This is a genomic window from Mycobacteroides franklinii (assembly GCF_001853795.1).
Taxonomy (GTDB): Bacteria; Actinomycetota; Actinomycetes; order Mycobacteriales; family Mycobacteriaceae; genus Mycobacterium; species Mycobacterium franklinii.
This window is the reverse complement of sequence record NZ_MLIK01000019.1, coordinates 162,636-189,058: the sequence shown is the minus strand read 5'-3', so window position 1 is coordinate 189,058 and position 26,423 is coordinate 162,636. Positions and strand designations below refer to the sequence as shown.

Annotated in this window: 23 protein-coding genes and 1 riboswitch; of the genes, 11 read left to right on the top strand and 12 right to left on the bottom strand. The window is 64.0% G+C overall.

Going from position 1 to position 26,423, the window contains the following annotated elements; genetic code table 11:
* The first annotated feature begins 53 nt into the window (after positions 1–53).
* Genes BKG76_RS08745 through BKG76_RS24315 form a run of 3 tightly spaced genes read left to right on the top strand, consistent with a single transcriptional unit; the run spans position 54 to position 2,934 of the window.
* Positions 54–575, top strand: coding sequence for a hypothetical protein (locus BKG76_RS08745; protein WP_070937314.1), 522 nt, complete (start codon positions 54–56; stop codon positions 573–575).
* Positions 572–1,786 (top strand): hypothetical protein, encoded by a 1,215-nt coding sequence (locus BKG76_RS08740; RefSeq protein WP_070937313.1) that lies wholly within the window; start codon positions 572–574, stop codon positions 1,784–1,786. The genes BKG76_RS08745 and BKG76_RS08740 overlap by 4 nt, the downstream gene beginning before the upstream one ends.
* Positions 1,783–2,934 (top strand): hypothetical protein, encoded by a 1,152-nt coding sequence (locus tag BKG76_RS24315; RefSeq protein WP_083337980.1) that lies wholly within the window; start codon positions 1,783–1,785, stop codon positions 2,932–2,934. Before BKG76_RS08740 ends, BKG76_RS24315 begins: the two co-directional genes overlap by 4 nt.
* On the opposite strand, the gene BKG76_RS08735 is transcribed toward BKG76_RS24315, so the two are convergent.
* Together BKG76_RS08735 and BKG76_RS08730 are read right to left on the bottom strand one after the other, a co-directional pair.
* A complete protein-coding gene (locus BKG76_RS08735; protein WP_070937312.1) occupies positions 2,874–3,296 on the bottom strand; it encodes a helix-turn-helix transcriptional regulator in 423 nt (140 codons plus the stop codon). The two genes, BKG76_RS24315 and BKG76_RS08735, sit on opposite strands and share 61 nt — an antisense overlap.
* A 259-nt stretch (positions 3,297–3,555) precedes the next feature.
* Positions 3,556–4,248, bottom strand: coding sequence for a GAP family protein (locus BKG76_RS08730; protein WP_070937311.1), 693 nt, complete (start codon positions 4,246–4,248; stop codon positions 3,556–3,558).
* A gap of 217 nt (positions 4,249–4,465) precedes the next feature.
* On the opposite strand from BKG76_RS08730, the gene BKG76_RS08725 reads away from it, so the two are divergent.
* The gene (locus BKG76_RS08725) at positions 4,466–5,161 is read left to right on the top strand and encodes a CPBP family intramembrane glutamic endopeptidase (protein WP_070939062.1); all 696 of its coding nucleotides are present in this window, start codon (positions 4,466–4,468) and stop codon (positions 5,159–5,161) included.
* On the opposite strand, the gene BKG76_RS08720 is transcribed toward BKG76_RS08725, so the two are convergent.
* The gene (locus BKG76_RS08720; RefSeq protein ID WP_070937310.1) at positions 5,158–5,592 is read right to left on the bottom strand and encodes a DoxX family protein; all 435 of its coding nucleotides are present in this window, start codon (positions 5,590–5,592) and stop codon (positions 5,158–5,160) included. The genes BKG76_RS08725 and BKG76_RS08720 overlap by 4 nt on opposite strands.
* Before the next feature lie 82 nt (positions 5,593–5,674).
* Between BKG76_RS08720 and BKG76_RS08715 the strand changes: the two genes are divergently transcribed.
* Positions 5,675–6,235 carry a TetR/AcrR family transcriptional regulator gene (locus BKG76_RS08715; protein ID WP_070937309.1) on the top strand — a complete coding sequence of 187 codons (561 nt, stop codon included), beginning with the start codon at positions 5,675–5,677 and terminating at the stop codon, positions 6,233–6,235.
* Here BKG76_RS08715 and BKG76_RS08710 read toward each other — a convergent pair.
* The 3 genes from BKG76_RS08710 to BKG76_RS08700 are packed head-to-tail and all read right to left on the bottom strand — an operon-like array spanning position 6,232 to position 10,242.
* Positions 6,232–6,798: a DUF4352 domain-containing protein gene (locus tag BKG76_RS08710; protein WP_070937308.1), complete on the bottom strand. Its 567-nt coding sequence runs from the start codon at positions 6,796–6,798 to the stop codon at positions 6,232–6,234. The genes BKG76_RS08715 and BKG76_RS08710 overlap by 4 nt on opposite strands.
* Entirely contained in the window at positions 6,795–8,441 is a 1,647-nt protein-coding gene (locus tag BKG76_RS08705) for a CocE/NonD family hydrolase (protein WP_070937307.1), read from the bottom strand. Before BKG76_RS08705 ends, BKG76_RS08710 begins: the two co-directional genes overlap by 4 nt.
* 10 nt (positions 8,442–8,451) lie before the next feature.
* On the bottom strand, positions 8,452–10,242 hold the full coding sequence (locus tag BKG76_RS08700; protein ID WP_109420665.1) for a hypothetical protein: 1,791 nt from the start codon (positions 10,240–10,242) through the stop codon (positions 8,452–8,454).
* 70 nt (positions 10,243–10,312) lie between these two features.
* Here BKG76_RS08700 and BKG76_RS08695 point away from each other — a divergent pair, with 70 nt between their 5' ends.
* Positions 10,313–11,257 (top strand): NAD-dependent epimerase/dehydratase family protein, encoded by a 945-nt coding sequence (locus tag BKG76_RS08695; RefSeq protein ID WP_070937306.1) that lies wholly within the window; start codon positions 10,313–10,315, stop codon positions 11,255–11,257.
* Here BKG76_RS08695 and BKG76_RS08690 read toward each other — a convergent pair.
* Together BKG76_RS08690 and BKG76_RS08685 are read right to left on the bottom strand one after the other, a co-directional pair.
* Complete coding sequence (locus BKG76_RS08690) at positions 11,201–11,569, bottom strand: DUF2304 domain-containing protein (protein WP_083337979.1); 369 nt, start codon at positions 11,567–11,569, stop codon at positions 11,201–11,203. The two genes, BKG76_RS08695 and BKG76_RS08690, sit on opposite strands and share 57 nt — an antisense overlap.
* The gene (locus BKG76_RS08685; RefSeq protein ID WP_070937305.1) at positions 11,566–12,276 is read right to left on the bottom strand and encodes a glycosyltransferase family 2 protein; all 711 of its coding nucleotides are present in this window, start codon (positions 12,274–12,276) and stop codon (positions 11,566–11,568) included. Before BKG76_RS08685 ends, BKG76_RS08690 begins: the two co-directional genes overlap by 4 nt.
* Positions 12,277–12,343: 67 nt before the next feature.
* On the opposite strand from BKG76_RS08685, the gene BKG76_RS08680 reads away from it, so the two are divergent.
* Positions 12,344–12,751: a DUF2628 domain-containing protein gene (locus tag BKG76_RS08680; protein WP_070937304.1), complete on the top strand. Its 408-nt coding sequence runs from the start codon at positions 12,344–12,346 to the stop codon at positions 12,749–12,751.
* A 69-nt stretch (positions 12,752–12,820) separates the two neighbouring features.
* Positions 12,821–14,206: a WS/DGAT/MGAT family O-acyltransferase gene (locus BKG76_RS08675; protein WP_070937303.1), complete on the top strand. Its 1,386-nt coding sequence runs from the start codon at positions 12,821–12,823 to the stop codon at positions 14,204–14,206.
* A 7-nt stretch (positions 14,207–14,213) separates the two neighbouring features.
* Here the strand turns inward: BKG76_RS08675 and BKG76_RS08670 are convergent, their stop codons facing one another.
* The 4 genes from BKG76_RS08670 to BKG76_RS08655 form a co-directional block, all read right to left on the bottom strand.
* Positions 14,214–15,506 carry a polysaccharide biosynthesis protein gene (locus BKG76_RS08670; RefSeq protein WP_070937302.1) on the bottom strand — a complete coding sequence of 431 codons (1,293 nt, stop codon included), beginning with the start codon at positions 15,504–15,506 and terminating at the stop codon, positions 14,214–14,216.
* Positions 15,503–16,855, bottom strand: coding sequence for a M1 family metallopeptidase (locus BKG76_RS08665; RefSeq protein ID WP_070937301.1), 1,353 nt, complete (start codon positions 16,853–16,855; stop codon positions 15,503–15,505). The genes BKG76_RS08670 and BKG76_RS08665 overlap by 4 nt, the downstream gene beginning before the upstream one ends.
* Positions 16,852–20,880, bottom strand: a complete 4,029-nt coding sequence (locus BKG76_RS08660) for a Pls/PosA family non-ribosomal peptide synthetase (protein WP_070937300.1) — start codon at positions 20,878–20,880, stop codon at positions 16,852–16,854. The genes BKG76_RS08665 and BKG76_RS08660 overlap by 4 nt, the downstream gene beginning before the upstream one ends.
* 193 nt (positions 20,881–21,073) lie before the next feature.
* Complete coding sequence (locus tag BKG76_RS08655; protein WP_070937299.1) at positions 21,074–22,054, bottom strand: TerC family protein; 981 nt, start codon at positions 22,052–22,054, stop codon at positions 21,074–21,076.
* Between the two features lie 256 nt (positions 22,055–22,310).
* A riboswitch (SAM riboswitch) is annotated at positions 22,311–22,455 on the top strand.
* Between the two features lie 32 nt (positions 22,456–22,487).
* Between BKG76_RS08655 and BKG76_RS08650 the strand changes: the two genes are divergently transcribed.
* The 3 genes from BKG76_RS08650 to BKG76_RS08640 all read left to right on the top strand — a co-directional run bounded on the left by BKG76_RS08650 (position 22,488) and on the right by BKG76_RS08640 (position 26,411).
* A complete protein-coding gene (locus BKG76_RS08650) occupies positions 22,488–23,783 on the top strand; it encodes an aminotransferase class V-fold PLP-dependent enzyme (RefSeq protein ID WP_070939059.1) in 1,296 nt (431 codons plus the stop codon).
* 82 nt (positions 23,784–23,865) lie between these two features.
* Complete coding sequence (locus tag BKG76_RS08645; protein WP_070937298.1) at positions 23,866–25,455, top strand: flavin-containing monooxygenase; 1,590 nt, start codon at positions 23,866–23,868, stop codon at positions 25,453–25,455.
* Positions 25,452–26,411, top strand: coding sequence for an SDR family NAD(P)-dependent oxidoreductase (locus BKG76_RS08640; RefSeq protein ID WP_070937297.1), 960 nt, complete (start codon positions 25,452–25,454; stop codon positions 26,409–26,411). Before BKG76_RS08645 ends, BKG76_RS08640 begins: the two co-directional genes overlap by 4 nt.
* Positions 26,412–26,423: the final 12 nt, after the last annotated feature.

The window sequence follows — 26,423 nt, the reverse complement described above, 5'->3', positions numbered from 1 at the left end:
GTGGGCGCTCCTTCTGCTGTGCGCGATGTACCAGGTCGCTAGCATTACTGACCATGTGGTTTGCGCGACGCGGTGCCAGCGGTCATGGCGCGGTCGTTGCTGCTGTGGACCAGGTGCTCACTGTTAGCGGTGGTGGACAGGGATCGGTTGTCGACGTCGCGCGCAGTTGGGCGCAAGCCAATGGCCGCGTGATGGAGATCGAAGACGCGCCACTTGCGGCCGGTGTTTTTGGTCAGTGGGTCTCGTTTCCGGACCGCGACATAGTGCAAGTCGGTCATGGCGTTGTGGGCCGAGACCGCACCATCGCTCACGAGTTGGGGCACATGGTGCTGGGGCACCGGGGGCTACCGGTTGCTCAGTTTGCAGCAGAGCATGTCGAAGTCGTCGCACCGGAGCTTGTGGCCCGCATGTTGCAACGCAGTTGTGGCGGTGACGATCCGGCGCACGACGACAACCGTTGGCCGGAGGATGAACTGGCCGCCGAGCGTTTTGCAGGCTTGCTGATCCGCCGCATGCGATCTGGGCGGGGCGCGCATACGCGGTGGAGTCCGTACGTGGACGACGCACTGGGGTGATCAGTCCCTGGATCTGGCAGGTCATGCAGATCGCGCGCTTTGTGTTTCTGCTGTGCTTTCTGCCGGTTCTGGTGTACCGGATATGGCGATACCCGGCGACCGCTCCGGCGATTGCAGTCACCTGCTTCGGGGTGATCATGTGGTTCTGGCTGTTCACCTTCACCGACACGGTGTGGTCACTGATGCCGGTGCAGTTCCGCGCAGCCAGCATGGGTGGCTTGTTCGTCGCCACGGTGGCGATGTGCGCACAGGTGTTCATTCTCGGCGTTGCCGCGTCCGCTTCTCCGGATCGCATGCGGCGAGGAATGCGAATAATCCTTGGGGTAACCGCGGTGATCCTCGTCGTGGTCTCGGTGTCCGCGAGTCAGAGTCAAGTGCTGTTGGCTACCAAGGACTTACATGAGCTGACCAATGCGCTTCTGGACGGTGGGGACAGTAGCGCGATCGTTGCGTCGGTGGTGGGTAATGGATACCTGGCGGTGACGCTGGTCCAGTTGGCCTGGGTTGGGTTCCGGCATGCGGACCGCACACCGGTCGGTACCGGATTGGGGATATTGGCGGTGGCCTCGTCTTTCCAGTTTGTAGCGGTGGCTTCGGGGGGAATCTGGCGTCCGCTTACTGGGGGGCACGATCTCGTATCTGTTCGGTATGGGCTGGTGCTGCAGAGTCTGACGGGTAGCGTTGGTGTGACATTGTTGACCGTCGGTTTTCTTTGGCCTCCTGTCGTACTGCGTATTAAGGCGCGGCGGGATGAGCGGCGCCTCCGTCCGCTTCACGACGCGTTGGCGCGTGTGTTCCCACAGCTGTTTCCCCCTGAAGAGTCACGAATACGTCTATCCGACTTAGTTTTTGAATGGACGACGCATATTCAAGACGGGCTCACTCTCCTGGCGCAGCATCGGCAGACTCCGATGCATACCGAGGTTGAACTACCGCTGAGTAAGGCAGATCGTGCCGCGCAAGTTGCGAAATGGATGGCGGGAAAGGCACTTTCGGGATTTAGCTGCGAATGGCTCCTGGCCCCTGAGGGCCTCAGCGACGAGGAATGGGTGTTTGAGGTGGCCGACAGTTTCCGCCGGCTGGGTAGCCCGGGCGTCACGTGGCGGGATCAGGAGGCATCGCCTGTCCATTACACAAGTGGCGACGTAAATCGAACCCTCGAAACGGCTGATTGGGGTCGTCGTCGCCAGGGTGATGTCGGCGCACGATGAGCCACTCGTTCGGGGACAGTCTGCAAGTTCTGCGTATCGCGATTTTACTTTGCTTTCTGCCCGCCCTGTTGTACAGGATTTGGCGGCTGTGGCGGTATCCGACTTCGGTTCCGGCCGTTGCCGCCACGGGTTTCGCCGTGTTCGTGTGGTTGTGGCTGGTGGCGTTTACCGACTGGGCGTGGTCTGCGATGCCACCGGTGATACGAGCGATCAGCGCTGGTGGTTGGTGGATCGTTGCATTAGCGGGGTGTCTGCAAGTGTTCGTGGTTGGTATTCGTGGCGATGCATCTGCGGCGCGGATACGGCGAGGATTGCGAATTACGTTTGTAGTGACCGCCATCATTTCCGCCGTGGTTGCCGTGGCGGCCAGTCAGAGCGAGTTGCTGCTCACCACGAGGAACTTACCTGCGGTGATCGATGCACTTTTGGACGGTGCTGATCCTGCGAGTACTGGTGCGTTGGTGGTGAGCAGTGGATTCGCGGCCGTGGTGTTTGCACAGCTCTCGTGGGTGGGGATGCGGCATGCGGATCGCACACCGGTCGGCACCGGCCTGGGACTACTCGCGACCGCGTCGTTTTTCCAGCTCATTGCAACCGTTTGTGGGGGGATCTGGCGTCCCTTGGTCCATGGAGTGGGGTTCATGGGAAGCCGATATGGGCTGTGGATACAGACCTGGCCCGCGTGTGTCGCCGCGCTCCTGATGTTCATCGGATTTGTCTGGCCGCCTGTAGTACTCAACGTACAGGCGCGGAGCGACGTACGGAGGCTTCAACCGTTGCACGATGCTCTCGGTCAACTCTTTCCGAAGCTCTTTCCTCCAGAAGACCAACGAGTCCGATTATCTGACTTGGTCTTTGAATGGAGGACTCACATCCAAGATGGTCTTACTGTTTTAGCGCAGCATCGGCAGACTCCGATGCATACCGAGGTTGAACTACCGCTGAGTAAGGCAGATCGCGCCGCGCAAATTGCGGATTGGCTAGTGGGAGAGCTGGTTCCGGGCTTCAGCTACGAATGGTTGCGTTCACCAGATGGCGTGAGTGATCAGGACTGGGTACTCGCGATCGCCGACGCCTACCGGGGGCGTCAGGACGGCTTTGCGGCTCCGGCTTCTTTATCGGGTATGCCCTCTACCTTGCGAAGGTGATCGACCATATCGGCAATCGCCTGCCGACTGTGCTCGGATAGCGCGTAGCTGCGTTGCGCGATCTCACGCACCTTCGAGTCGCGCAACTGTACGAGCCAATCCAGATCGCGGTTCACCGATTCGGCGTAGTCGGCGTCATAGAAATAGGCGGGGCTCACCTGAAAAAACTCGGCCAGCGCTGTGACGATTTCGGGCGCGGGGTTCGACCGTTCGCCCTTGCGTAGGAGCGATAGATACGGCGACGACACCTCGACACCGCGCTCGCCGAGTGCGGCGACCACTTCATTTAGTGAGTAGGGGCCACGCCCGGCCGGATGCACGGTGGCAAACAGGTGGCTCAGTCGCCTCGAAAAATCTGGCATCACACCCCCTCGCGTACTTCCACTCTGCAGCCCAACCATACACGCCGATGCTGTGCTGCTCATCGTAGGTGCGCGGCTGTCTGGACGGTAGGCAACCTATCGAAAGGGTAAGTGATTGACAAGAGCTATTTACTGACAGTAATGTCTCGGGTGTTCGTTCGGCTAATCAAGTTGGTCGCGTTGGCTGATCACTCGTTGTGCTCATCGTGGGGTTGAGCACAGCGAGCGGTCAGCCGATTTTTAGAGGGGTCGCTGTCGCCTAGCGGAGTCCCAGTGCGCTGTGATGTACGAGAGCGCTGACGATGAGGACGACTCCGAGGCACAGGAAAATGACCCGGATCGCGGTGGGTCCGTAGCGCGTCACCGTACGCACCAGGCCGCGCTGCATTCGTCGTGCGAGTGGCGATCGCCGCGTCGAGAGCACCAGAATCAGCAGACTCGGAAGTATGGCAATCAGGCCGTAGCCGACCAGCAGCAGCGGCCACATTGTGGGCAGCGGGTGGCGGGAGGCCAGCATCGCCAGAGCGCTCAAATACGGCACCGACGTAGGGGCTTCGGCGTATCCCAGTGCGAGGCCGACAAAGGCGAGCAGCCACGGATGGCGCCGTGCCACGTTCCGGATCCATGGCGGTGTGACCGGCTCGGAGAACCATGTCAACGCCGCTACCGCGATCAGCAGGATTCCGATGACCAGCTGCGCCCAATACCGGGTCGACGGGGTGATATCGGATCCGGCGGCCACGTCGGTCAGCGAGCGCACACCCAGCACCGTCGCCAGTCCAAACGTGAACAGCGCCACAAACAATCCGGTGATGAAGCTCAGGCCACCGGGGAACACCGACCGGCGTTCCAGCCGGGTCACGTAGACGATCGTGGTGGCGATGCCGATGTTGAGCACGTTGAGGGCGTCCAGACAGGCGAATCCCGCGAACGCCAACAACAGGGTGAGCACGATTTCAGAACTTACGGGAAGGTCGATCGTGTTCCGGCTAACCCGGCCTTGTGGGCACTGCCACAGTGCCTTGGGCTCCGACGTGCAGGATGGCGCCATGACGTGGTCGGTACGACTGGATCACACTCTGAGCTGGGCTAACGAGAGCGCCGGTACTCTGGATCGGGTGCCTACTCAGACCACGGCCGCCGCTGCGCCGCTGCATGGATTGCGGGATATGCGCACGTACATCGATATCGCTGTCGTCGTCGCTGTTCTGGTCGCCACCAATCTGATTGCACACTTCACCACGCCGTGGGCCAATTTTGTCGTGGTCCCGGTTGCCGCTGCCGGACTGCTGGCTCTGATTCGCTATCGCGGTCACTCCTGGGCCGAGCTGGGGCTGGGTCGAGATCACTGGCGTTCGGGTGCCAAATATGCGGCCGTCGCCGTCGTCATCGTGGGTGCGGTGATCGGCATAGGGCTGTTGTTGCCCATTACCCGCCCGATGTTCCTCAACAGCAGTTACGCGACGACGGTTTCGGGTGCGCTGCTCGCCTCATTCGTCCTGATCCCACTGCAGACCGTGATTCCCGAGGAGCTCGCGTTTCGTGGCGTTCTGCACGGAACCATGGCACGGGCCTGGGGCTTCCGGGGTGTGGCGGCAGCCGGATCCCTGCTTTTCGGCTTCTGGCACATCGCTACCTCGCTGGGCCTCACCACCGGCAATGTCGGCCTCACGAGGCTCCTCGGAGTGGGCCTATGGGCGCAGATCGCGGGTGTCGCCGGAGCCGTGGTGGCCACTGCCCTCGCCGGATTTGTCTTCACCTGGTTGCGCCGCCGCAGCGGCAGCCTGTTGGCGCCCATTGCGCTGCATTGGTCGCTCAATGGGATGGGAGTGCTGGCCGCCGTTCTGGTCTGGCATCTGGTCTAGCTGAAAGCGACGGTTGTCGTCGCCGCGAGGAACAGCAGCTGTTCCGCGGTTCGCCAGCCCAGCGGCGTGGACAGCGGGTTGGACCGCTGGCTCGCGGCATACACGTTGGCCGGAAACATCACCACCAGCAGCACTCCCAGGCATCCCGCCGCCAACTCTCTCGTCGACGGAATCAGCACACCCAGCGCGCCGAGCAGTTCCAGTACTCCGGTCAGCGCCACCAGAAACCTGGGTGCCGGAATCTGCGGCGGCACGATCGCGATCATCGCCGCACGCATCGTGGGGACGAAATGCGCGACACCGGTCAGCGTGAACATTGCGGCCAGACCGACCGCCAGCGCGGCAGGCCAGGCATTGACGAGCGTGAGTCCCAGGGCGCCGGCAAGACGCGCCAACAGTGTCCCGACCACAAGGGCGATGAGCGGAGCCATGACGATTCTCCAATCTTGACAGTGACTAGATTGACGATACTCGAGAACTAGTCACTGTCAAGATCCGGGTTATGCTGGTGCGATGTCCTATCACCATGGCGATCTGCGGGCAGCGATACTGGCCAGCGCGGCCGATATGGTGGCCCGACGCGGCGCAACAGAACTGTCGCTACGGGAGTTGGCCCGCGAAGCCGGTGTCTCGCACGCCGCACCGGCCCATCACTTCGGCGACCGCCGCGGCCTGTTCACCGCATTGGCTGCCGACGGATTCAACCAACTTGCCGATGCCCTTGACGGCGCACACCCCGACTTTCATGTCGCGGCCCTGGCGTATGTGGAGTTCGCGCTGGCCAATCCGGGGCATTACTCGGTCATGTTCGAGCCGGCGCTGCTCGATGCCGCGGACGCGTCGCTGGCCACGGCACGTGATCGCGCCGGTGCCGCGCTCGACGCCGGGATAGCCACGCTGACACCCCGGCAGACATCGGCCGACAGGGTCACCGCCGCCCGCGCGGCGTGGTCGTTGGTACACGGGTTTGTGTCGCTGTGGACCAGTGGGGCGCTTGCCGATTCGCGCGATGACGCCGATCCGAAACAGATCGCCTCGCAGATCGCTTACGCGCTGTTTCCGCCTGTCGGCTAGCCGAGCAGCACCCGTGCGCCCTTGGAGTTGTAATCACTGTGAAGGTCGATCTCCTTGGGCACCGTGCCGTGCGGCACGTCGTAGACAAGCACCGACCGTTTCTGTGCGCCGGGCACAAGTTCTGCACCTGGTTCGAGCTGTTCGGCGTTGCGCGCCAAGATGTTCGCCATACTGTCGGGTGCGTATTCCTTGGCCGTCGCGTCCTTGAGCTTCTGCTCATCGCCGAGGAATGAATGCGTCGTCTGCCCGAGGTTCAGAACCTCGAGGTGTACGACGACGAACGTGCCGGACGCGGTGGCCTGCAGGGCGGGATTTGCTACGTCGCCGACGGTTCCGGCATCGCTCACCTGGGTGACCACGAACGCGAGATCGCCGTCATGCACCTGTTGGCCCATGGCACCGGGCTTGCCGTCTTCTGCCGTAACCACCTTGGTCTCGGCGCCTCCGCCGCCCGTGCCGCCGACATGGATGAGGGTCGGGTGACTTTCCGATGCGCCACCGCCCCCGCACGCGCTGATAAGCATTCCCGTAAAACCAAGGAAGCAAAGGTATTTCGTGATCATGAAGTGCGCAGCGCGGGAAGTGTCACGGAGGAGGGGCATTCCTTGTCATGACGTACCTCGAAGCGGATGGGAACCGTGCGGCTGGCGGTGGCAAGCGGCTCGCCGGAGCCGGTATTGCGGGCATGGTTCGGAAATCCGCCGCCGCTGACCTGCACTCGCAGCCGATGTCCTCGTGCGAAACGGTACCCGGTGGGATGCATGGTCACCTGCACGGGGGAATCGGTCGCGTCGCTCAGCTTAATGATTCCATCGGTGACATTGTGGGACAGTCCCTTTCGGTCAACATCGCAGAGCCTGACGAAGAGATCGCCCTGGCCACTGTCGGTGGTCACGTAGATGGAGGCCGAGACGGGGCCGATGAGGTCTAGGTCGCTCGTCAGCGCCTTGGTGGTGAACACCAGGACATCGGAGCGTTTCTCGATATGAGCATTGTCGCGCTGGCCGGCAGCCCTGGTGTCCAACAGCGGCCCGCCGACTGTTGGAGTGGGGTCGTTGGGGTCGTAGGTAAAAGTATCGACGGAGTTATCATCCTGCGGCGCTTCCCAATCCAGCTTGTGATCGGCCCGTAGATACAGCGGTGTGGGCGCGGAGTCCTTGGGCGGCCAATGCTCGAAGTCCAGCCATTGGCCGGCCTTCTGTAGATAGATGCGCACCGGAGCGCGGTGCGTCGATGAAGCGTCACCGTGCAGATGGGCCGCCAGCCACGAGAAGCTATCGGTGATCACCGCCTTGAGTGACTTCATGTGGTCCCACGGACCTATGGTGATCCGCCGCGGGCAGTCGGTTTTCTGCAGCTCTTCGTAGTCACGCAGCTGTCCGACGAGAAGCAAATCCCACCAACCGGTCACCATGCTCACCGGCGTCTTCAGCGTCGCCAGCGCCGGGGTGTGGTTGATCTCGTCCCAGTGGCCGTCGTCGGTGTGGTCGGTGACGGTGCGCCAGAAAGGCTCTGGCTTGCCGAGCGCGACGTTGTCGGCGTTGCCCAGGGGTAGGTGATCCATGGCCCGGCGCACCCGCTTGGCGTTGGTGCCGGCGCGCAGCAGCCCGGCCAGCTGCGAGGTCTCCGGTGAGCCGATCGAGAATGACCATGTCAGCAGGTTGTGAAGATTGAACGACCCGCCCGGATAGAAGAGCTCTTTGAAGTTACTGGTTGTGATGGCGGGGCACATGGCAGCCAACGGCGGTTCGATATAGGGCGCCACCGCCCACTGGGTATGCCCCAAGTACGACGGACCGGCGGTTGCCAGCGTGCCATCGCACCACGGCTGCTCCCGAACCCAGGTGGCGGTGGCCAGTCCGTCCGCGCGCTCCTGCCGAAACGCGTCGAATTTGCCCTGAGATGCGAACTGGCCGCGGGTGTCCTGCAGTACAACCTGAAACCCCTGACGTGCCAATAGTGTTGCCCATATTTGGCTCACCATGCCGCGCTTGTCGTACGGGGTGCGAAAGATGACGGCCGGCATCGGATCCTGCCCGGGTGGGCGGAAATGGTCGGTTGCGAGCCGTACGCCGTCGGGCATGGTGACCTCGATGTCCCGGCGCGTCTGGATCTCGGTGGTGAGTGGTTCCGGCAGGTCGAGCAGCTTTTCGAGGACGGGTGCAGAGAGTCGTCCGGTCCACGCCAAAGCCAGTTCTTCGAGCATGGCGCCCAATCTACCGGGGCGCGAGCGCCCCCACCGGCCCGACAGCGACGCACAGCGACAACGACTGGGTAATCGGTTGCAAGGTAAGCGAATTCCCCGAACCTGGGAGTCTGATGAACACCCGGTTGAGACCGGGGCGCACCGGCACTCTCACTTTCGGCCCGTTGGTGAATGATGCCCACACGGCGCCGTCGGTGTTGGCCAGATAGTTCAGCTCGACGATCCAGTCCGCGGGGAGCAGCGGCCCACTCAGCGGCATGGTGTGCGTGGACTGCACCAGATACCCGCAGCCGGGGACCGGCCCCTCGGTGATGGCACGCACCCACGTGACCTGGGCGTCCAGCAGGTGGCCGTAGCGGTCGAACATCCGTAACTGCGTTGTGGTGGAACCGATCTCTGGCCGGGGACGGACCAGGGCGAACATATGACTGAGCATGTTCTCCGGCCGCACTACATTCTGCAGAACCAGCGGGTCGACCTCCTGATCGAGTACCGCCGGGCCGGTCGCTACCGCGGCCAGCGACTCCTTCACATTCGCGATGTAGGGCGAGGCGGGATTGTTGCGCCAGCTGCGCAGATACGTGACCGTCGACACCATGCTGCTTCCCACGAACAACGTCAGGACCAGCGTGACGGCCGCGGTGCGCCGTGTAGAGCTGTCCAGGTACCCGCTACCCGGACGGTTGGGGGCGGTGAGTCCCACCGCCGCCAGCAGGGTGGCGACCACCACCAGATCCGGCAGATACCGCAGCGTCTGCGCGAGCAGCAATGCCGTGAAGGCCGATGAACGCATGAGATAGATCGGCACCTGGCTGGCCACCAAGTAGCCGAGCAGCGTCAGCCACACCAGCCCGAGCCGCTGCTTGCGGTAGCAGGTCAGCAGGATCGTCGCGCCCAGCCCGAACGCGCCCAGCCCGATCACCAACGACGAGGGCTCGGCCCAGGGCGAGCTCGGCACCCAGCGGTCCCACCGCCACGGCCCGCCCACCAAACCGGGCAGGACCCCGTGCGTGAAGGAACGTTGCAGCAGCGACCACGTCATGGACAGATCGGTGCTCCAGCGCTTCTGGTTCACCACCACCAGATACAACGCGATCCATGCCGCGGTGAGCGCCCCTGCCGGGATCCAGAGCATCGCGCCCCGCCACCATGTTCGGGTCACTGCCGACCAGCCGTCCCCACGCAGATAGGCCAGGAGCGCGACCACTGCGAACGCTACGAACGGAATGACCACCGACTTCTCGAAGAACAACAGCCCGCCCAGGAACGCCGCCAGTGCCGTGGCGGCGTATTTACGGTGTCCGGTTCGATCCAACAAGATCGCGTCGGCCACGAACCAGCACATCGCGGTCAGCATCGGCAGAGAGTTCAAGGCTGCCGACCACCAGGTGAAACCGGGCACGGCCAGTGGCGTGAACAGTGCGAACGTGAGCGGAACCAGCAGCACCGGCCGCCAGCCGACTATCGCCCACAACGCGCGCAGCAGCGCCAGTGATGCCAATGCCTGCAGTACCACCAGGCTCAGCGCGGGCCAAAACCAATTCAAGGGGGCGAGCTTGGTGATGATGCCTGCCAGCAGGAAGGCCGCCGGCATGACATGCCCGTCGTGATCGTCGAATAGGTACGACGGCGAGAACAGGCCCTGCGTCCCGGCGCGGCCCACCAGGATCAGGTCGTCCCAATAGAAATCGCCCCCGAACGCCAACACGCCACGGACTGCCAGCTGCACCGCGATGAGAACCGCCGCAGCAGCGGCAACGCGGTTCACCTGGGGGAGTTGGGCTCGCACTGCAGAAGACATTTGGGCCAGACCCTATCTGTAGGGTGGGGCCGAATGCCGTGAGCTATGCGAACACAGAGGGAGTAGCCAGGTGCGGGCAATGGTTACCGGAGCTGCAGGATTCATCGGATCGACGCTGGTCGACCGGCTGTTGGCGGACGGGCACGAGGTAACGGGACTGGACAACCTGGCCACTGGCAAGGTGGCCAACCTGGAGACTGCCGAGGTGCATCGCGCGTTCACCTTCGTCAAGGACGACATCGTCGAGGCTGATCTGGAGGCCGTTGTCGCCGAATACTCACCTGAGGTGATCTTCCATCTGGCCGCGCAGATCGATGTGCGTCACTCGGTGGCCGACCCTCAGTTCGATTCGTCCGTGAATGTCGTCGGTACGGTCCGGCTCGCCGAGGCCGCACGCAAGGCGGGCGTACGCAAGATCGTGCACACCTCGTCGGGCGGGTCGATTTACGGCACTCCGGAGCAAATCCCCACCAGCGAGGCCGTCCCCACCGACCCGCATTCGCCGTACGCGGCGGGCAAGGTGGCCGGCGAGATCTACCTCAATACCTTCCGGCACCTGTACGGGCTGGAGTGTTCCCATATCGCGCCGGCCAATGTGTATGGGCCACGGCAAGATCCGCACGGCGAGGCGGGCGTCGTCGCCATCTTCGCGCAAGCTCTGCTGTCGGGCCGCCCCACCAAGGTGTTCGGCGACGGCGGTAACACCCGCGATTACGTGTTCGTGGACGATGTCGTGGACGCCTTCGTGCGCGCCTCCGGTCCGGACGGTGGCGGACAGCGTTTCAATGTCGGCACCGGTGTGGAAACCAGTGACCGGCAACTGCATTCGCTAGTGGCCGCGGCCGCGGGAGCGCCGGATGATCCTGAGTTTCATCCACCACGGCTCGGCGATCTGCGTCAGTCCTGCCTGGACGTCGGCCTGGCCAAGAACGTGCTGGGCTGGGAACCGAAGGTGCAGTTAACGGCCGGAATTGGCCGGACTGTCGAGTTCTTCCGGAGGCTCGGCGCCGCGTAACGCGACGGCCCGGGCCAGTCTCGAGTAACGCAGTTCAAGGTCCTTGAAGCGCAGGTAGGTGCTCAAGGTGGTGAACGCGAACGCGATGATCAGCACGTACAGCATCAAGTCTGTGCCGCGGCCCAGGCCGAGCCAATGTGCCAGTGTGGTGGTGTCATTCGGGCGCAGGATGGCGTAGATACCGGCGATCACAAAGACCACGAACCCGAGCTTTACCCAGGCCTTGGCCTGTGCGGTGCTGCGCGAACGCAGCAGATACACCAACAGCAGCAGAACGGCGACGATCAGCAGCGGCTGTATCCAGGTGATCACGGCAACCTCCGGCGGAACGCGGTGTCGAACAAGATGTTGACCCCGTTGATCAGCGACTGGCCCTTGGCCATCGAATACTCGGTGTACAGGATGTCCACCGGCTGTTCGGCCACCCGCCAATGATTTTCGGAGATCATCGCGATCAACTCACTGGCGTGGCCCATGCCGTTCATGGTGATGTTGAGTCCATTGGCGACGGTCCTGTTGAACACACGCAGACCGTTATGGGCGTCGGTCAGATTGAGGCGGCGAGTCCGGGGGCTCAGCAGCACAACAGTTTTCAGCACGATACGCTTGATGAGGGGCACATGATCTGGTGTGGAGCCCGCACCGAAACGAGTGCCGACGATGATGTCGAGTGGTTCCAGCCGCAGCCGGTCCACCATCGCCACCACATCCTTGACCTGGTGCTGGCCGTCGGCGTCGAACGTCACGAAGATCTGTGCACCCGGTTGTGCGCGGGCGTACTCCACGCCGGTCTGAATCGCCGCACCTTGCCCGAGATTGACGGGATGGCGCACCACGTGCGCACCGGCGCCATGGGCGAGTGCGGCGGTTCGGTCGGCGCTGCCGTCGTCCACGCAAACGATGTTGGGGAAGGTGCCGAGCGCCGCGGCGATGACGTCGGCGATGACTGGCCCCTCGTTATAGGCGGGGATGACCAGCCAGGTATCAGCATTGGCGCTGTTGCTCCCTGGGATGCTCACTGGGATCAAGGTAGCACCGGCGCCACCTGTATGACTGCTGTGCGCGTCCTGTGTAGGTTCTACCGGCGTGACTGATACCCATGACCGTCAGAGTTTGGCGGAGATCTGGCAGCGACGGTTCGACTTCTTTGACCGATACGGCCTCCCTGCTTCCAGTCCCGAATCCAAGGCCGCCTTCAAGGCAATACCCTTCGGCAGCCGGTTTCGGCTGACTGCGAACTTCCCCGCGTTTTTCTTCGGTCCGATCTACTTCTTCGTCAAGGGCATGTGGCAGAAGGGCCTCACGTTGGTCGGTGTGTGGGTCGTTTTCTACGCGGTGTTCGCGCTGCTGAACCTCCCGGACGGTGCGGCCCGGGGTGCCGGTATCGGGCTGTCCGCGGCGATCATGAGCATCGCCAACTACGCGTACTACCTGCACTACGTCAAGGGCAGTCAGTCATGGAATCTGTTCGAGGGCTTCGGCAAGCGACGCTGATCGGATCAAGATCCAACGGTTCGCTGCATTCCTCACAGATGGAAAGCGGTCGGGGCTAGTGTTTCCGCCATGCAACGGCTGTCTGGGGTAGACGCGGCGTTCTGGCACGCCGAAACGGCGGGCTGGCACATGCACATTGGGGGACTGTCGATTTACGACCCCACCGATGCGCCGGACTACAGCTTCGAGCGGGTGCGTGCCCTCATCGTGGAGCGGCTCCCGTCGATGCCGCAGCTGCGCTGGCGGGTCACCGATGTCCCACTGGGACTGGACCGGCCGTGGTTCGTCGAAGACGAGGAGCTTGATCCCGACTTTCACATCCGGCGGATCGGCGTTCCCGCCCCCGGCGGCCGCAAGGAACTGGAAGAGCTTGCCGGACGGCTGATGTCGTACAAGCTCGACCGGTCGCGTCCGCTATGGGAGTTGTGGGTCATCGAGGGTGTCGAGGGTGGCCGGGTGGCCACGCTGACCAAGATGCATCACGCCATCGTCGACGGTGTCTCGGGCGCGGGGTTGGGTGAGATCCTGCTCGATATCGCACCCGAACCACGCCCCGCGCCGGATGACACCGTCGGTTCGCTGGTGGGGCTCGGGCTACCGAGCCGTGAGCGCATCCTGCTCAGCGCGCTGGTGAACGTCGGTGTCAAGACTCCCTATCGGGTGGTCCGGCTGGTGCAACAGACGGTGCGCCAACAGCTGGCGGTCTTCGGCATGGAACGCAAATCGCCCGGGTATTTCGAGGCACCGCACACCCGATTCAACGCGCCGGTATCGCCGCACCGGCGGATATCCGGGGCGCGTCTGGACCTGGCGCGTGTCAAGGCGCTCAAGGGCGCGTTTGGCGTCAAGGTCAACGATGTGGTGCTGGCGATCGTCGCGGGTGCGGTTCGTGACTATTTGGCCAAGCGCGACGAGCTGCCGGACAAGCCGCTGATCGTCCAGATCCCGGTATCGGTGCGCACCGAGGAAACCGACGGGGTGGTAGGCAATCAGGTCAGTTCGATGACCGTCTCGCTGGCGACCGATATCGACGATCCGGCCGAGCGGATCAGGGCGATCTACGAGGGGACGCAGGGCGCCAAGGAGATGGCGCGGGCCATGTCGGCGCATCAGATCATGGGGCTGACCGATACGACGCCGCCTGGGCTGCTGCAATTGGCGGCACGTGCGTACACCGCCAGCGGGCTATCCCGGAATCTGGCACCCATCAACCTGGTGCTGTCCAACGTTCCTGGGCCGTCGTTCCCGCTCTACATGGCCGGGGCGCGATTGGAGTCGATGATTCCGCTTGGCCCACCCGTCATGGATGTGGCGCTGAACATCACCTGCTTCTCCTACCTGGAGCACATGGACTTCGGGTTTGTCACCACACCGGAAGTGGCCGCGGACATCGACGAGATGGCTGACGGTCTCGAAGCCGCGCTGGTGGAGTTGGAGCACGCCGCGGGAATCTGAGCGCAGCTCAGTCGATGATGTCCTCGGCAGTCGCGGGGTCCCGCCACAACGCGAGAGCGGCCAAGTGCACCACGATTCCGACGACGGGTCCGCCGAGCAATGCGATGACCGTGCGCTCCTCCAGGCCGAGCGGCAGCAGTAGCAGAAGTGCCGAAACCACCGTCGCTCCAACCCATCCCGCGGAGTAGGCGAGGTGACGGGCGTGTGCCACGGTGGCCGCGCCGGTCAGCGTCAACAATGCGATCATGACCGCGCCGGCGGTGAGCCACCCCAGCAGCGGCCCGCCCGCCTGATACGCCGGATCGAACACCGTGCGCAGCAGCCAGGGACCGATGGATGCGGCGAGAGCGATCCCCACCGCGCCGACTCCGACGATGATCGCGGCGGGGGTGATCAGCGCGCTGAGACGCCGCTCCCGCTCGTCCACGAAATGGGCGATGAGATTGCCCTGCAACGCCGTCAGCGGAACCAGCAAGGGCGCACGGGTCAGCGTGACGGCCAGAATCACCACGCCGCCGGTGGTGCCCAGATCGCCCGCCGTCGACTGCAAGAGCACGGGGAATCCCATCACCAGGACGGCGCTGGCGGCCGCGGCAGCGATCGAATGCCGGGCGCCACGTAGGAACGCCATGGTGTCGACGAGCGCCGGCACCCTGAGCGCCTCGCGGGTCGGTTTCGAGAGCAGCGTGAGCAGTAGCCATGACATCGAGCCCGCCACCGTTGCCCAGAGATAGCCGACGAGCCCGAGGGTGGCCGCGAAGGTGACGACGGCGACCACCAAACGGATTCCCGCATCGGTCACCATCAGAACGCCGTACTGCGTCCAACGGCTCGACCCGGCGAGTGCGCCCAGGGTGGTCGCGTGCATGCAGAAGCCGGCAAGCCCGCCCGCAAGCAATGCCACGCTGAGCCAACGGAATTCGGTGAACACGTGCGATGCCCACAGTGGCGCGGTGCCGACGATCCCGACAGCAGATGCGATCGCGAAGGCGAACGCGATCCTGATCGGCAGGGAGGAGCCGCTTGGGTGAAGCCCATCGGGCAGGGGGGCGGACAGGGGGGATCGGTCGCGCTGCGCCAGTGACAGCCGCACTTCGCGGGTCGTCTCCTGCAGCAGCCCGTTGGCGGCCCCTGTCACCAAACCGAACGCGCCCCAGAAGACTCCGAACACCGAGAACAGGGCGGGGCCCAGCTCGCGGGCCGCCAGGTACAGCACGGTGTAGCCGCATATCGCGCTGACTGCGGTGGCAGCACCGATACGCGCGACGCTGGAGCGGGTGCTGGGTCCGGCGTCAGTCACTTCCGGTCCAAGGGAGGGAGCTGCTTCTCGTAGAGCCATGCTGTCCACAGCGGGCGCAGCGATTCGTCGGAGTATCCGGCGGCCAGGCCCGTGAAGTCATCGGTGATTACCGTGCTGTGCCGGTATCGGGTTGTCCAGTCTTGCAGTAGTGTAAAGAATTTCGTGTCGCCCAGGCGCAAACGCAAGGCATGCAGTGTCAGCGCTCCGCGCTTGTACACGCGATCGTCGAACATCAGCCGTGGGCCCGGATCGGCCAGAATCAAGTCTTGGGGAAGGTCTTTCAGTTTTTGGTGGTAGTGGCGCGCCCGGGCATCGGCCGAGGGACCGCCGGACTCCTCTGACCACAGCCATTCCGCGTAACAGGCAAATCCTTCGTGCAACCAGATGTCACGCCAGCGCCGCGCCGTGACGCTGTTGCCGAACCACTGGTGTGCCAGTTCGTGCGCCACCAGTCGCTCGGAGTGTCTCGCGCCATCGCAATGATTGGCGCCGAATACCGAAATTCCTTGTGCCTCAAGTGGAATATCGAGTTCGTCATCGGTCACCACCACGGTGTATCCGGCGGCGAATGGGTAGGGGCCGAACTGTTTGATGAACAACTTCATCATCTGCGGCTGTCGGCCGAAGTCGTGCTCGAACCGGTCACGTAGCCGTGAGGGCAGTGCGGCGTTCATGGCGATCGGGCTCTTGGCGAGTTTGACCAGTTGGTAGTCGCCGATCTGGAGCGTTGCCAGATACGGTGCCATCGGCTCGGGCTGTTCGTATGTCCAGGTCGTGTGTGCGGACCGGACTCGTCGGGATATCAACTCCCCATTAGAGATAACGCAGTACGGACTGTCGCTGCTGATGACAAACCGATAGCTCGCCTTGGAGCTGGGGTGGTCGTCGCAGGGGAACCAGGATGCCGCACCGTTCGGCTGCCCGGCCACCAGCACCCCGTTGGACAGCTCCTCGAACCCGACGTCCCCCCACATGCTGTTGATGGGGCGTGGTGATCCGCCGTACCGAATCGCGATGGTCATTGCCGCTCCCGCCGGAATGGCAGAGACCAATTTGACGGTGATCTTGCCGGCGCGATGCCCGAAATGTGTTGGACGCCGCCCATTCACCGTCACCTTCGAAACGCCGAGGGTATCGGCCAGATCGAGGGTGAACTCCTTGAGGGTGGCGAGGGTGACGGCGGTGATCGTCGCGCTACCGGTCAGCCGGTTGATGGCCACCTTGTATTCCAGGTCCAACTCATACCGGGACACCCGGTATCCGTAGTTGCCGTTTTGTGGCAGGTAGGGATCGATGATCGGAGGCCGTGGGGGGAGCCGTTTGGCTGCCTTCTTGCCTGGTTTGGTCATGCGGCCCCGGAACTCTTACTCGGGGAAACCTTGCCGCCTTTGGTCTTCTTCGGTGCCATCGGGTCCAGCTTGCCCCATGGCGAAATGGGATTGCCCTGCCACCTGGTCGACGGGGGGACGACGTCGCCGCGGACCACGAGGGAGGCGGGACCGACGGTGGCGCCGGACCCCAGTTCGGCGGCCGGCAGCGCCACACAGTGCGGCCCGAGGGTGGCCCCCTCGCCGAGTACCACGGTGTCCATCCGCATGATCCGGTCGTGGAACAGATGTGTCTGTACCACGCAGCCCCGGTTCACGGTGGCACCCTTGCCTAAGGTCACCAGATCAGCCTCGGGCAGCCAGTACGTCTCGCACCACACACCGCGGCCGATCTTGGCGCCCAGACCGCGAAGCCACCAGTTCTGCATGACGGTTCCCGACGCCGCACGCGCGAACCACACGGCGGCAACGGTTTCCACGAAAGTGTCGGCGACCTCGTTGCGCCAGACGAACGACGACCAGAGCGGCTTCTCGACGGCCTTGGTGCGACCCACCACCAACCATTTCGCCACCACGCTGACCACCCCGGCCACGGCGCCGGCGATCAGCAGCACCACACCACTGAGCGCTCCGGCCACCCAGAAGTTGAACCGGATGGCGATGTTCTGCAGGGCCAGAAGGACCCCGACGCCGATTCCGAAGGTCACGATGATCGGGATGATCCGGCAAGTCTCCACGATGCCTCGCATGACCTTGAGGCGGAACGGAGGCGCGAAGGTCAGTGCGGAGTCTGCACCATCGGCCTTGCGGCGCAGCCGCTTTGGCGGACTGCCGATCCATGAGGATCCCGACTTGGCCTTGTGTGGCGTCGCAGATAGAACGGCGACCAGCGCATCGTTGGGCACCCTGCGCCCCGGCTGGGTGATCCCGGAGTTCCCCAGGAATGCGCGCTTGCCGATTCGGGCCTTGGCGATGTGAATCCAGCCGCCGCCCAACTCGTAGGACGCGACCATGGTGTCGTCGGCCAAAAACGCGCCGTCGTCGACCTCGGTGAACTTCGGCACCAGCAGGGCCGTCGAAATCTCAGTGTCCTTGCCGATTTTCGCGCCCAGAATACGCAGCCACCATGGAGTCAGCTGGCTGGCATAGATGGGGAACAGATAGTTGCGGGCCGCGTCCATCAGGCGCTCGGTGGCCCACAACTGCCATCCTTGCCGACTGCGAACGGGGTGGTAGCCCTCGTGGAGGCCGAGCGATAGCAGCCGCACCAAGACGACGGTGATACCGGCGTACACGATCACGCTGACCAGAGCCGCTGCCGGTGTCCAGATAAGAGCGGGCACAACGGCTTCACAGATTGTGGCGGCATTCCGGATGCCATACGCGACCACGGCCAGACCTGCTGCCAGCGCGAGCAAGGGAAGTCCGCCGAGCAGAATCGACGTCAGCCCGTAGATGGGAACCCATTGTCCGGCCCGGGGCGGGCGGTAGTCGGGCCACGGATGACGGGCCTTCCCGGATTTGACCGCCGGCGAGCCCTTCCAGTACTGCCCGTTCTTGACCCTGCCGACGACACCGGAAGCCGGTGCGACATCGGCGTTCTTACCGACAACGGCTCCCGGTAGCAGGGTGGTCCGGGCACCGACGGTGGCGTCATCGCCGATGACGATGGGGCCGACATGGAACTTGTCGCCATCAACCCAATGTCCCGAGAGGTCAACTTCTGGTTCGACGGAACTGCGGTCACCGAGATCGAGCCAGCCCGTCACGGGCGGCGAGGAATGCAAATCGACGCCGTTGCCGACCCGTGCACCCAGCGCCCTGGCGTAGTACACCATCCATGGTGCGCCGGAAAGGTTCTCGGCACCACTGGCGGTGGCGAGCCGGTCCGCGATCCACACCCGCAGGTGCACGCTGCCGCCGCGTTCGTATATGCCGGGCTTGACTCCGGACAGCAGCAGCCGCGCCCCGATGACGGTGATACTCATGCGGCCCAGGGGAGTGATGAAGAGCAGGAAGGCTGCCAACAGCACCCACCAGTTGACGGTGACCAGCCACGGCACGTTGCTGAACATTGCGAACACATTGTTGGCCAGGGCAAGCCAGGTCGCCCACTGCAGACCCGTGAGCGTGGTGAGCGGAACCGTCGCCGCCAGCTGAACCAGCTCGGCACGTCGGGGCACCGGCTTGACGATCCGGGGTTCGACGTCGACGGGAGGCGCGAGCTCATCCAGATAGGTGGCCAGCGATCCCAGTCGCGGCTGGTCGTACAGGTTGGCGACGGTCACCTGCGGGTAGCGTTGCCGCAAGGCCGCGACCAACTGGGCTGCGGAGAGCGAACCACCACCAAGGGCGAAGAAATCGGCCCCGGGCCCGTCGATGGGTGCTGCCAGGATGTCGCGCCACAATCCGGCGAGCCAGCCCATGGTGCCGCCGAGTTCGGTTGCGTCATCGTCGGGACCCGCACCCGGGGGCGGCCACGGCAGCGCGTTGCGGTCGACTTTTCCTGATGTGCGGGTGGGTAGTTCGTCCAACTTGACCAGTCGTGGCACCAGCGCCGCGGGAAGCGATTCGGCCAGGCTCGCGCGGGCAGCGGCGATATCGAAGTTGGGGTCGGCGCTGGCGATGTAGCCGACCAGCACCGGGGTGCCGCTGGCGGTCTTGCGCACCGCGGCCGCGCCGCCGCTCACGCCGGGCAGGTTGACCAGCGCCGCGTCCACCTCGCCGAGTTCGATGCGGCGGCCACCGACCTTCACCTGGTCGTCGGCGCGGCCCTGGAAGTACAACCCGTCGGGTTCCAGGCGCACCAGGTCGCCGCTTCGGTAGGCCCGCGACCAGCCCAGAGTGTCGAGAGGAGCGTACTTTTCGGCATCCTTCTCGGGGTCGAGGTACTTGGCCAGACCGATACCGCCGATGACCAGCTCGCCGATCTCGCCATAGCCGACTTGGTTGCCCTGTGCGTCCACGACCGCCAAATCCCAACCAGGAAGCGGCAATCCGATGCTGACGGGGCTCACCCCGTCGAGCCTGGCCGCGCAGGCCACCACGGTGGCCTCGGTGGGGCCGTAGGTATTCCACACTTCGCGTGCGGCACCGTCCTCACCGGTGGCCAGCCGCTCGGCCAGATCGGGCGGGCAGGCCTCGCCGCCGAAAATCAGCAGGCGCACCGCCTCCAGCGCCTCCGCCGGCCACAGTGCGGCCAGGGTGGGCACCGTCGAGACCACGGTGACATCGCGGGACACCAGCCACGGCCCCAGATCCATGCCGCTGCGCACCAGCGAGCGCGGTGCGGGCACCAGGCAGGCGCCGTATCGCCAGGCGAGCCACATCTCCTCGCAGGAGGCGTCAAAGGCCACGGATAGCCCGGCGAGCACCCGATCATCGGGTCCGATCGGGTTGTCCTGCAAGAACATCTCGGCTTCGGCATCCACAAAGGCGGCGGCGTTGCGATGCGTCACCGCCACGCCCTTGGGGGTGCCGGTGGACCCCGAGGTGAAGATGATCCACGCGTCATCGCGCGGTGTCGGTTTGGTGGCGCGCCAGCCTCGCGAGGAGCCTGGCCCGCGGACGAGTCCGTCGGGGGTGATCACGGCCGCCACCTGGGCCTCGCCGAACACGAGCGCCGCGCGTTCTTCGGGGTCGTCGGCGTCGACCGGAACGTACGCGGCTCCCGCGGCCAGGGTCGCCAGGATGGCCACGTACAGCGAGTAGCTGCCCGAGGGCATCCGGATACCGACGCGATCACCGCGCCCGATTCCGCGGGTACCGAGCCATTCGACGCTCGATTCCACGTCGACAATCAGCTCGGAGTAGGTCAGCTGGATGGTGCCGTCATCGATGGCCGGCGCGTCGGGGTGCTCCGCGGCGGTCGCGTAGAGGATGTCGATCAGGGTGCGTGCGGGAGGTGCCGACCTACCGAGGAGATATTGCGGAGGTACCGGGTGCGCCGGGGCTTCCTGCGCGGCGGGTTGAGGCGCGTCCTGAGGCGCCGGATCCGGTGCCTCCTCGTGCGCGCGGCTCGTGGGTGACTCGTCAGGGCCGGTCACGCTTCTCCTCGGGCGGTTGGTGGGCTGCCGCAGCGAAGCCTATCGGTCCGGATGCGACGAGGCTCGTCGCCGCGCAGAGTCGCCCCGTTTGGGAGCGTGATGCCCCGAGTCGTCATCTCGGCGGGTTGGTTCGCTAGAGTTCCCAGCTTTCGCTTCCGTGGGTGCGGATGGCTATTGAACTGGTGCGATGCACTCACTGCTCTTTACGGAAGGTTCGGGTCTTGTACAGGCTGGCAACGGTGGTGATCAGCAGCGTCACCACAATCACAGCAAGACTTGCCAGCGTGGGGATCTCGGGCACGTGGACCGGCTCGCCGCCATTGATGAAGGGCAGCTCGTTCTCATGCAAGGCATGCAGGATCAGCTTGACCCCGATGAAGAACAGGACGAACGCCAGTCCCTGTGACAGGTACACCAGGCGCTTGAGCATGTCGCCGAGCAAGAAGTAGAGCTGCCGCAGACCCATGAGCGCGAACACGTTGGCGGTGAACACCAGGTAGGGCTCTTTGGTGAGTCCGTAGATGGCGGGGATCGAGTCGAGGGCAAAGAGCAGGTCAGTGGTGCCCAGCGCGACGATCACCAGGAACATCGGCGTGATCAATCTGGCGCCGTTCGCGCTGCCGTCCCGGATCCACAACCGCAGCCCGTCCCACTTGTCGGTGGTGCGCAGGTGCTTGCGGGCGAATTGCACTACGGCGTTGTCCGCGTCGTCATCGTGCTCGGTGTCACGCGCCAGATTGATGGCCGTGTACACCAGGAACGCGCCGAAAAGATAGAAGATCCAGGAGAACTGTTCGATGGCGACCGCGCCCAGGGCGATGAAGATGCCGCGGAAGATCAGCGCCAGGATGATGCCGACCAACAGGGCCTCTTGCTGGTAAACCCGGGGCACTTTGAAGCTGGCCATGATGATCAAGAAGATGAACAGGTTGTCCACCGACAGGCTGTATTCGGTGAGCCAGCCTGCGTAGAACTCCAGCCCGTACTGGCTGCCGTGGAAGAACCACACCCACAGACCGAACGCCACCGCGAGTCCCACATAGATACTGAGTGCGGTGGCGCTTTCGCGTGTCGAGGGCTCGTGAGGTCGTCGGCCGATCACCACGACGTCGACCAACAGGATCGCGACCGTGACGGCCAGGGTGATGATCCATTCGAGCTGAGAAACCTGCATTGATTCGATCCTCCGGTCGCCAAAACGCCGGAGGTCTCTTCCGCCGACGGATGACCGGCCCGCGGTACCGACCGGTCCGACAATGGCCGATGTGATGACGACACCGCAGCGAAGGAATACTCCCCTCCAGTACCCAGTCTGCCCTACGCCGCGGTTATCGGAAAGTCGGGTCGGCCGCGGGGGTGAGGTTGCGGGTTTGAATCACCGTGCGCAATGTGCTTGACGGTGACCTCGGACGACGGGCACACTGCCGACAGGTCATGAGTACCAGCGATAAGCCCTGGCTAGCTGGTCGGCAACCCTCCTCCATACCGTTTGTCTTCGCGCAGGCGGCTCATCCACGGCGGGGTGCTCCAGGTGACGACCTGGCCGCGCTCAACCGTGCGCGGCAAGCGTGGACTCGCCGGGCGGGTCCGGTGAGATGGGATGTCGCATGTCAGCGTCACAAGAATTCGGGTCCGAGCAGCCGACCGCGCGCGTAGTGGGCGCTGATACCAAAGTTCCACTGGCCCAAGGTGGCTGGATCAGATACGCCAATTTCGATTATGCGGCCAGTGCACCTGCGCTGCGCGATGTCGCGGACCGTGTCACTGAGCTACTGCCGTATTACGCCAGCGTGCATCGGGGCGCGGGGTACGCCTCGCGCGTCTGCACGAGGCTCTACGAGGGGGCCCGGGACGTTGTGGCGCGTTTCGTCGGCGCCACCGACGATCAGAACGTGATTTTCACCCGCAACACCACGGACTCATTGAATCTACTGGCGTCCGCGGTGCCGGGCGAGGTGGTGGTGCTCGATATCGAACATCACGCAAATCTGTTGACCTGGCAGCGATATGGTGCTCGGGTGGTGGCGCATCGAGCCACCGTCGCGGACACCGTTGCCGCGTTGGATGAGGAGCTGGCGCGCAGCCCCGCAGCACTGCTGGCCGTCACCGGCGCCTCCAATGTCACCGGTGAGGTGTTGCCCCTGGCCGAGCTCGCCACCGTGGCGCACCGCCACGGGGCGAGAATCGTCGTGGACGGGGCGCAGTTGGCGCCACACCGCCGAATCGATCTGGCGGCCTGTGGAATTGATTACCTCGCATTCTCTGGGCACAAGTTGTACGCGCCATTCGGCGTGGGAGTCCTTGTGGGCCGGGCTGACTGGCTCGACGCCGCGAGGCCCTATCTCGCGGGTGGCGGGGCGGTGCGCAACGTGGGTATCGACGGGGCCGAATGGTTCACCGGACCGCAGCGGCATGAGGCGGGTACGCCCAATGTGGTCGGTGTCGCCGCGGTCGTCGCGGCGTGCGAGGCATTGACTGCTCTCGGCGATGTCGGACATGTCGAGGCCGCGCTTACCGCGCAACTGCGCGACGGGCTCGATGCGATCGATGGCGTTGACACCCTACGTATCTGGGACAGCGGTCGTGATGTGCTGGGCATCGTGTCCTTCACCGTCGCCGGGTATACGCCGTCGGTTGTCGCGGCCTATCTGTCGGCCGAGCACGGTATCGGGCTGCGCGACGGCCGATTCTGCGCGCACCCGCTGTTGGCCAGGCTCGGCGCCCCCGGCGGCGCGCTGCGCGCGAGCATCGGGCTGGGAACCACCGCGGGTGACATCACGAGGCTCCTGGACGCGATCGACGAGCTCGTCGAGCACGGACCGGCTTTGACCTACGCCGAGATCGACGGTCAGGTCGGGCCCGTGAACGATCCACGTCCGCTCCCGGATTTTCTGGTGGCCTGAGTCCCCGTTCTCATATCCGTAACTTTGAATACGTGATACTTTCAGTCCGACACATAACGGGTCGGACTGACAAGGACGTCGAATGACTAGTGCGCGTGTGCGGGGTAGCGGGGCCAGCGAGCGTGAGCAGGGTGTTCCCGACCATGAGGTCGTGATCATCGGGGCCGGCTTCGGGGGTATCGGGGCTGCGGTGGAGCTCACCAAAAGGGGAGTCCACGACTTCGTGATCCTGGAGAAGTGGGGGGCCGCCGGCGGCACCTGGCATGCGAACAAGTACCCGGGTGTGGCCGTCGATATCCCGACCTTCATCTACAGCTTCTCCTACGACCAGAAGACCACCTGGTCGAAGTTCTTCACACCGGGCGATGAACTCGAGCAGTACGCCAACGAACTCGTCGACAAACATGAACTGCGCGGCAAGATTCGATTCAACACGCGTGTGGTGCGTCAGGAATTCGATGAGGGACAAAACATTTGGGTGCTCACGCTGGATGACGACAGCGTGATCACCGGCCGGCATGTGGTTGCCGCGACCGGTGGGCTCGAGCAACCCAAACTCCCCGAGATAGAAGGTATCGATTCCTACCAGGGCGTCCTGATGCATACCGCTTTGTGGGACAAGGGTGTTCAGCTTGCCGGGAAGCGGGTGGCCGTCATCGGAACCGGTGCCACATCGCTGCAGCTGGTTCCGGAGATCGCTCCGGAGGTTGGCCATCTCACCGTCTTTCAGCGCACACCCATCTACGTGGGGCCCAAGCCCGACTGGAAATACAACGGGTTCTGGCGGGCGCTTTTCGGGTTCCCCGGCGTCGCCAAGGGCATTCGGCACGCCATCAACCTCAGCACTGCGTACATCCCGGATGCCGTGTTCAAGCTCGACTCCAAGTATGCCGAGTCCGCGTCGATGGCCCTTGCCAACCGGATCCGGCGCTGGATGCGTACTCAGGTCGACGACCCGGTGACTCGCGAGAAACTGCTGCCCTACTACGGATTCGGCTGTAAGCGCCCGTCGTTCTCCAACAGCTATCTCAAGACCTTCAATCGCCCGAATGTCGCCTTGGTGACCGAACCGATTCAGCGGATCACCGAGAAGGGTCTGCTGACGGCGGATGGCGTCGAGCATGAAGTGGATGTACTGATCTGCGCCACCGGATTCGCCATCTGGGATCATATGCCCGCCTTCCCGACGGCGGGCCGGGGCGGCAAGGACCTGAAGCAGTTCTTCCAAGAGAATCGTTACCAGGCATATCAGGGTGTTTCGATCCCCGATTACCCCAACTTCTTCCTCGTGCTCGGTCCCTACGGATACGTGTTCGGGCCGTATCACATGCTGATCGAGTCGACGACCGCGCACGCGGCCCGCGTCATCGCGGAGACGAAGAAGCGCGGTGCTACCACCGCCGAGGTGAAGCCTGATGTGCACCAGGCGTATTTCGACAAGATGCACGAGCGCAACAAGAATCACCTGTGGCTCTCGCCGGCATGCTCGACCGCCAACACCTACTACATAGACAACCACGGCGATTCCCCCTTCCGCCCAGGCGGTTTCGGTGAAATGTACTTCCACAACAAGTACTTCCGGCTGGACAACTACCGCTACGGCACCGAGACGGCTGCGCCGGTCGTGAAGGCGGCGTCGAAGCGTAAGCGCAACAAGGAGGTTGTGGGATGAGACTGTGGCCTGGACGCAAACCAGAACTCGTCGTGGTGACCGGCGCCGGCAGCGGCATCGGGCGAGCCATCGCAATCCAATTCGCAAACGGCGGCGCGGAGGTGGTGGCCTCCGATCTGGATCTGAACACGGCCCAGGAGACGGCGGAGATCATCCACAACAAGGGGCAGCGGGCGGTGGCCTTCCAGCTCGATGTCACCGATCCGGCGGCCTGGGAACGGTTCGCCGAGCAGGTGCGGGCGGAATACGGTGTGCCTGATGTCCTGGTGAACAACGCGGGCATCATGGTCGGCGGCCGTTTCTTCGACCTGGAGCAGGAGCATTGGGAAAAGCAGTTCCGGGTCAACGTCTTTGGTGTCGCCTATGGTGGCCGAGCCTTTGGCAAGCAGATGGCCGAACGCGGGCGCGGCGGTCAGATCGTCAACATTGCCTCGGCGGGGGCAATCACCCCTACGCCGGTCTTCCCTGCCTACTCGGCCTCGAAGGCGGCGGTGAAAATGCTGAGCGAGTGTATGCGGATGGAGCTGGGGCCCAAGGGGATAGGGGTTTCGGCGGTATGTCCCGGATTCATCAACACCAATATCGGGGTAAATGCCACGATTGCCGGTCTGGATGTTCGCGACGATGTGCGTGAGCGTGCGAACAACATGATGCGGGCCTTCCAGTCGTCTGCGCCGATGCGGGTTCTCGACCAGCTGATCGGTCCCCCGCAGGTGGCGCGCGCGACGGTACGCGCGGCACGCTACAACTTCGCGGTGGCTCCGGTACGCCCCGAGGCGTGGCTGGGCTACTTCCTGAGCAGACTCCTGCCCGGCCTCAATCGGCACTTCATGTATCCGATTCCGTACTGGCTGGGACTCGATATCGACACGCTCATGCCCAGGGTGCAACGCGTCATCGATAACCTGACCGAACGCACCCAGACATCAGCGGTGGCGGAGCAGTCGCCCGTCTGATCGGTACCGATC

Coding starts and splice junctions, on each gene's coding strand:
- BKG76_RS08745 (WP_070937314.1), top strand. CDS start 54: ATGTGGTTTGCGCGACGCGGTGCCAGCGGTCATGGCGCGGTCGTTGCT.
- BKG76_RS24315 (WP_083337980.1), top strand. CDS start 1,783: ATGAGCCACTCGTTCGGGGACAGTCTGCAAGTTCTGCGTATCGCGATT.
- BKG76_RS08735 (WP_070937312.1), bottom strand. CDS start 3,296: ATGCCAGATTTTTCGAGGCGACTGAGCCACCTGTTTGCCACCGTGCAT.
- BKG76_RS08725 (WP_070939062.1), top strand. CDS start 4,466: ATGCGCACGTACATCGATATCGCTGTCGTCGTCGCTGTTCTGGTCGCC.
- BKG76_RS08720 (WP_070937310.1), bottom strand. CDS start 5,592: ATGGCTCCGCTCATCGCCCTTGTGGTCGGGACACTGTTGGCGCGTCTT.
- BKG76_RS08715 (WP_070937309.1), top strand. CDS start 5,675: ATGTCCTATCACCATGGCGATCTGCGGGCAGCGATACTGGCCAGCGCG.
- BKG76_RS08710 (WP_070937308.1), bottom strand. CDS start 6,798: ATGATCACGAAATACCTTTGCTTCCTTGGTTTTACGGGAATGCTTATC.
- BKG76_RS08705 (WP_070937307.1), bottom strand. CDS start 8,441: ATGCTCGAAGAACTGGCTTTGGCGTGGACCGGACGACTCTCTGCACCC.
- BKG76_RS08700 (WP_109420665.1), bottom strand. CDS start 10,242: ATGTCTTCTGCAGTGCGAGCCCAACTCCCCCAGGTGAACCGCGTTGCC.
- BKG76_RS08675 (WP_070937303.1), top strand. CDS start 12,821: ATGCAACGGCTGTCTGGGGTAGACGCGGCGTTCTGGCACGCCGAAACG.
- BKG76_RS08665 (WP_070937301.1), bottom strand. CDS start 16,855: ATGACCAAACCAGGCAAGAAGGCAGCCAAACGGCTCCCCCCACGGCCT.
- BKG76_RS08655 (WP_070937299.1), bottom strand. CDS start 22,054: ATGCAGGTTTCTCAGCTCGAATGGATCATCACCCTGGCCGTCACGGTC.
- BKG76_RS08650 (WP_070939059.1), top strand. CDS start 22,488: ATGTCAGCGTCACAAGAATTCGGGTCCGAGCAGCCGACCGCGCGCGTA.
- BKG76_RS08645 (WP_070937298.1), top strand. CDS start 23,866: ATGACTAGTGCGCGTGTGCGGGGTAGCGGGGCCAGCGAGCGTGAGCAG.
- BKG76_RS08640 (WP_070937297.1), top strand. CDS start 25,452: ATGAGACTGTGGCCTGGACGCAAACCAGAACTCGTCGTGGTGACCGGC.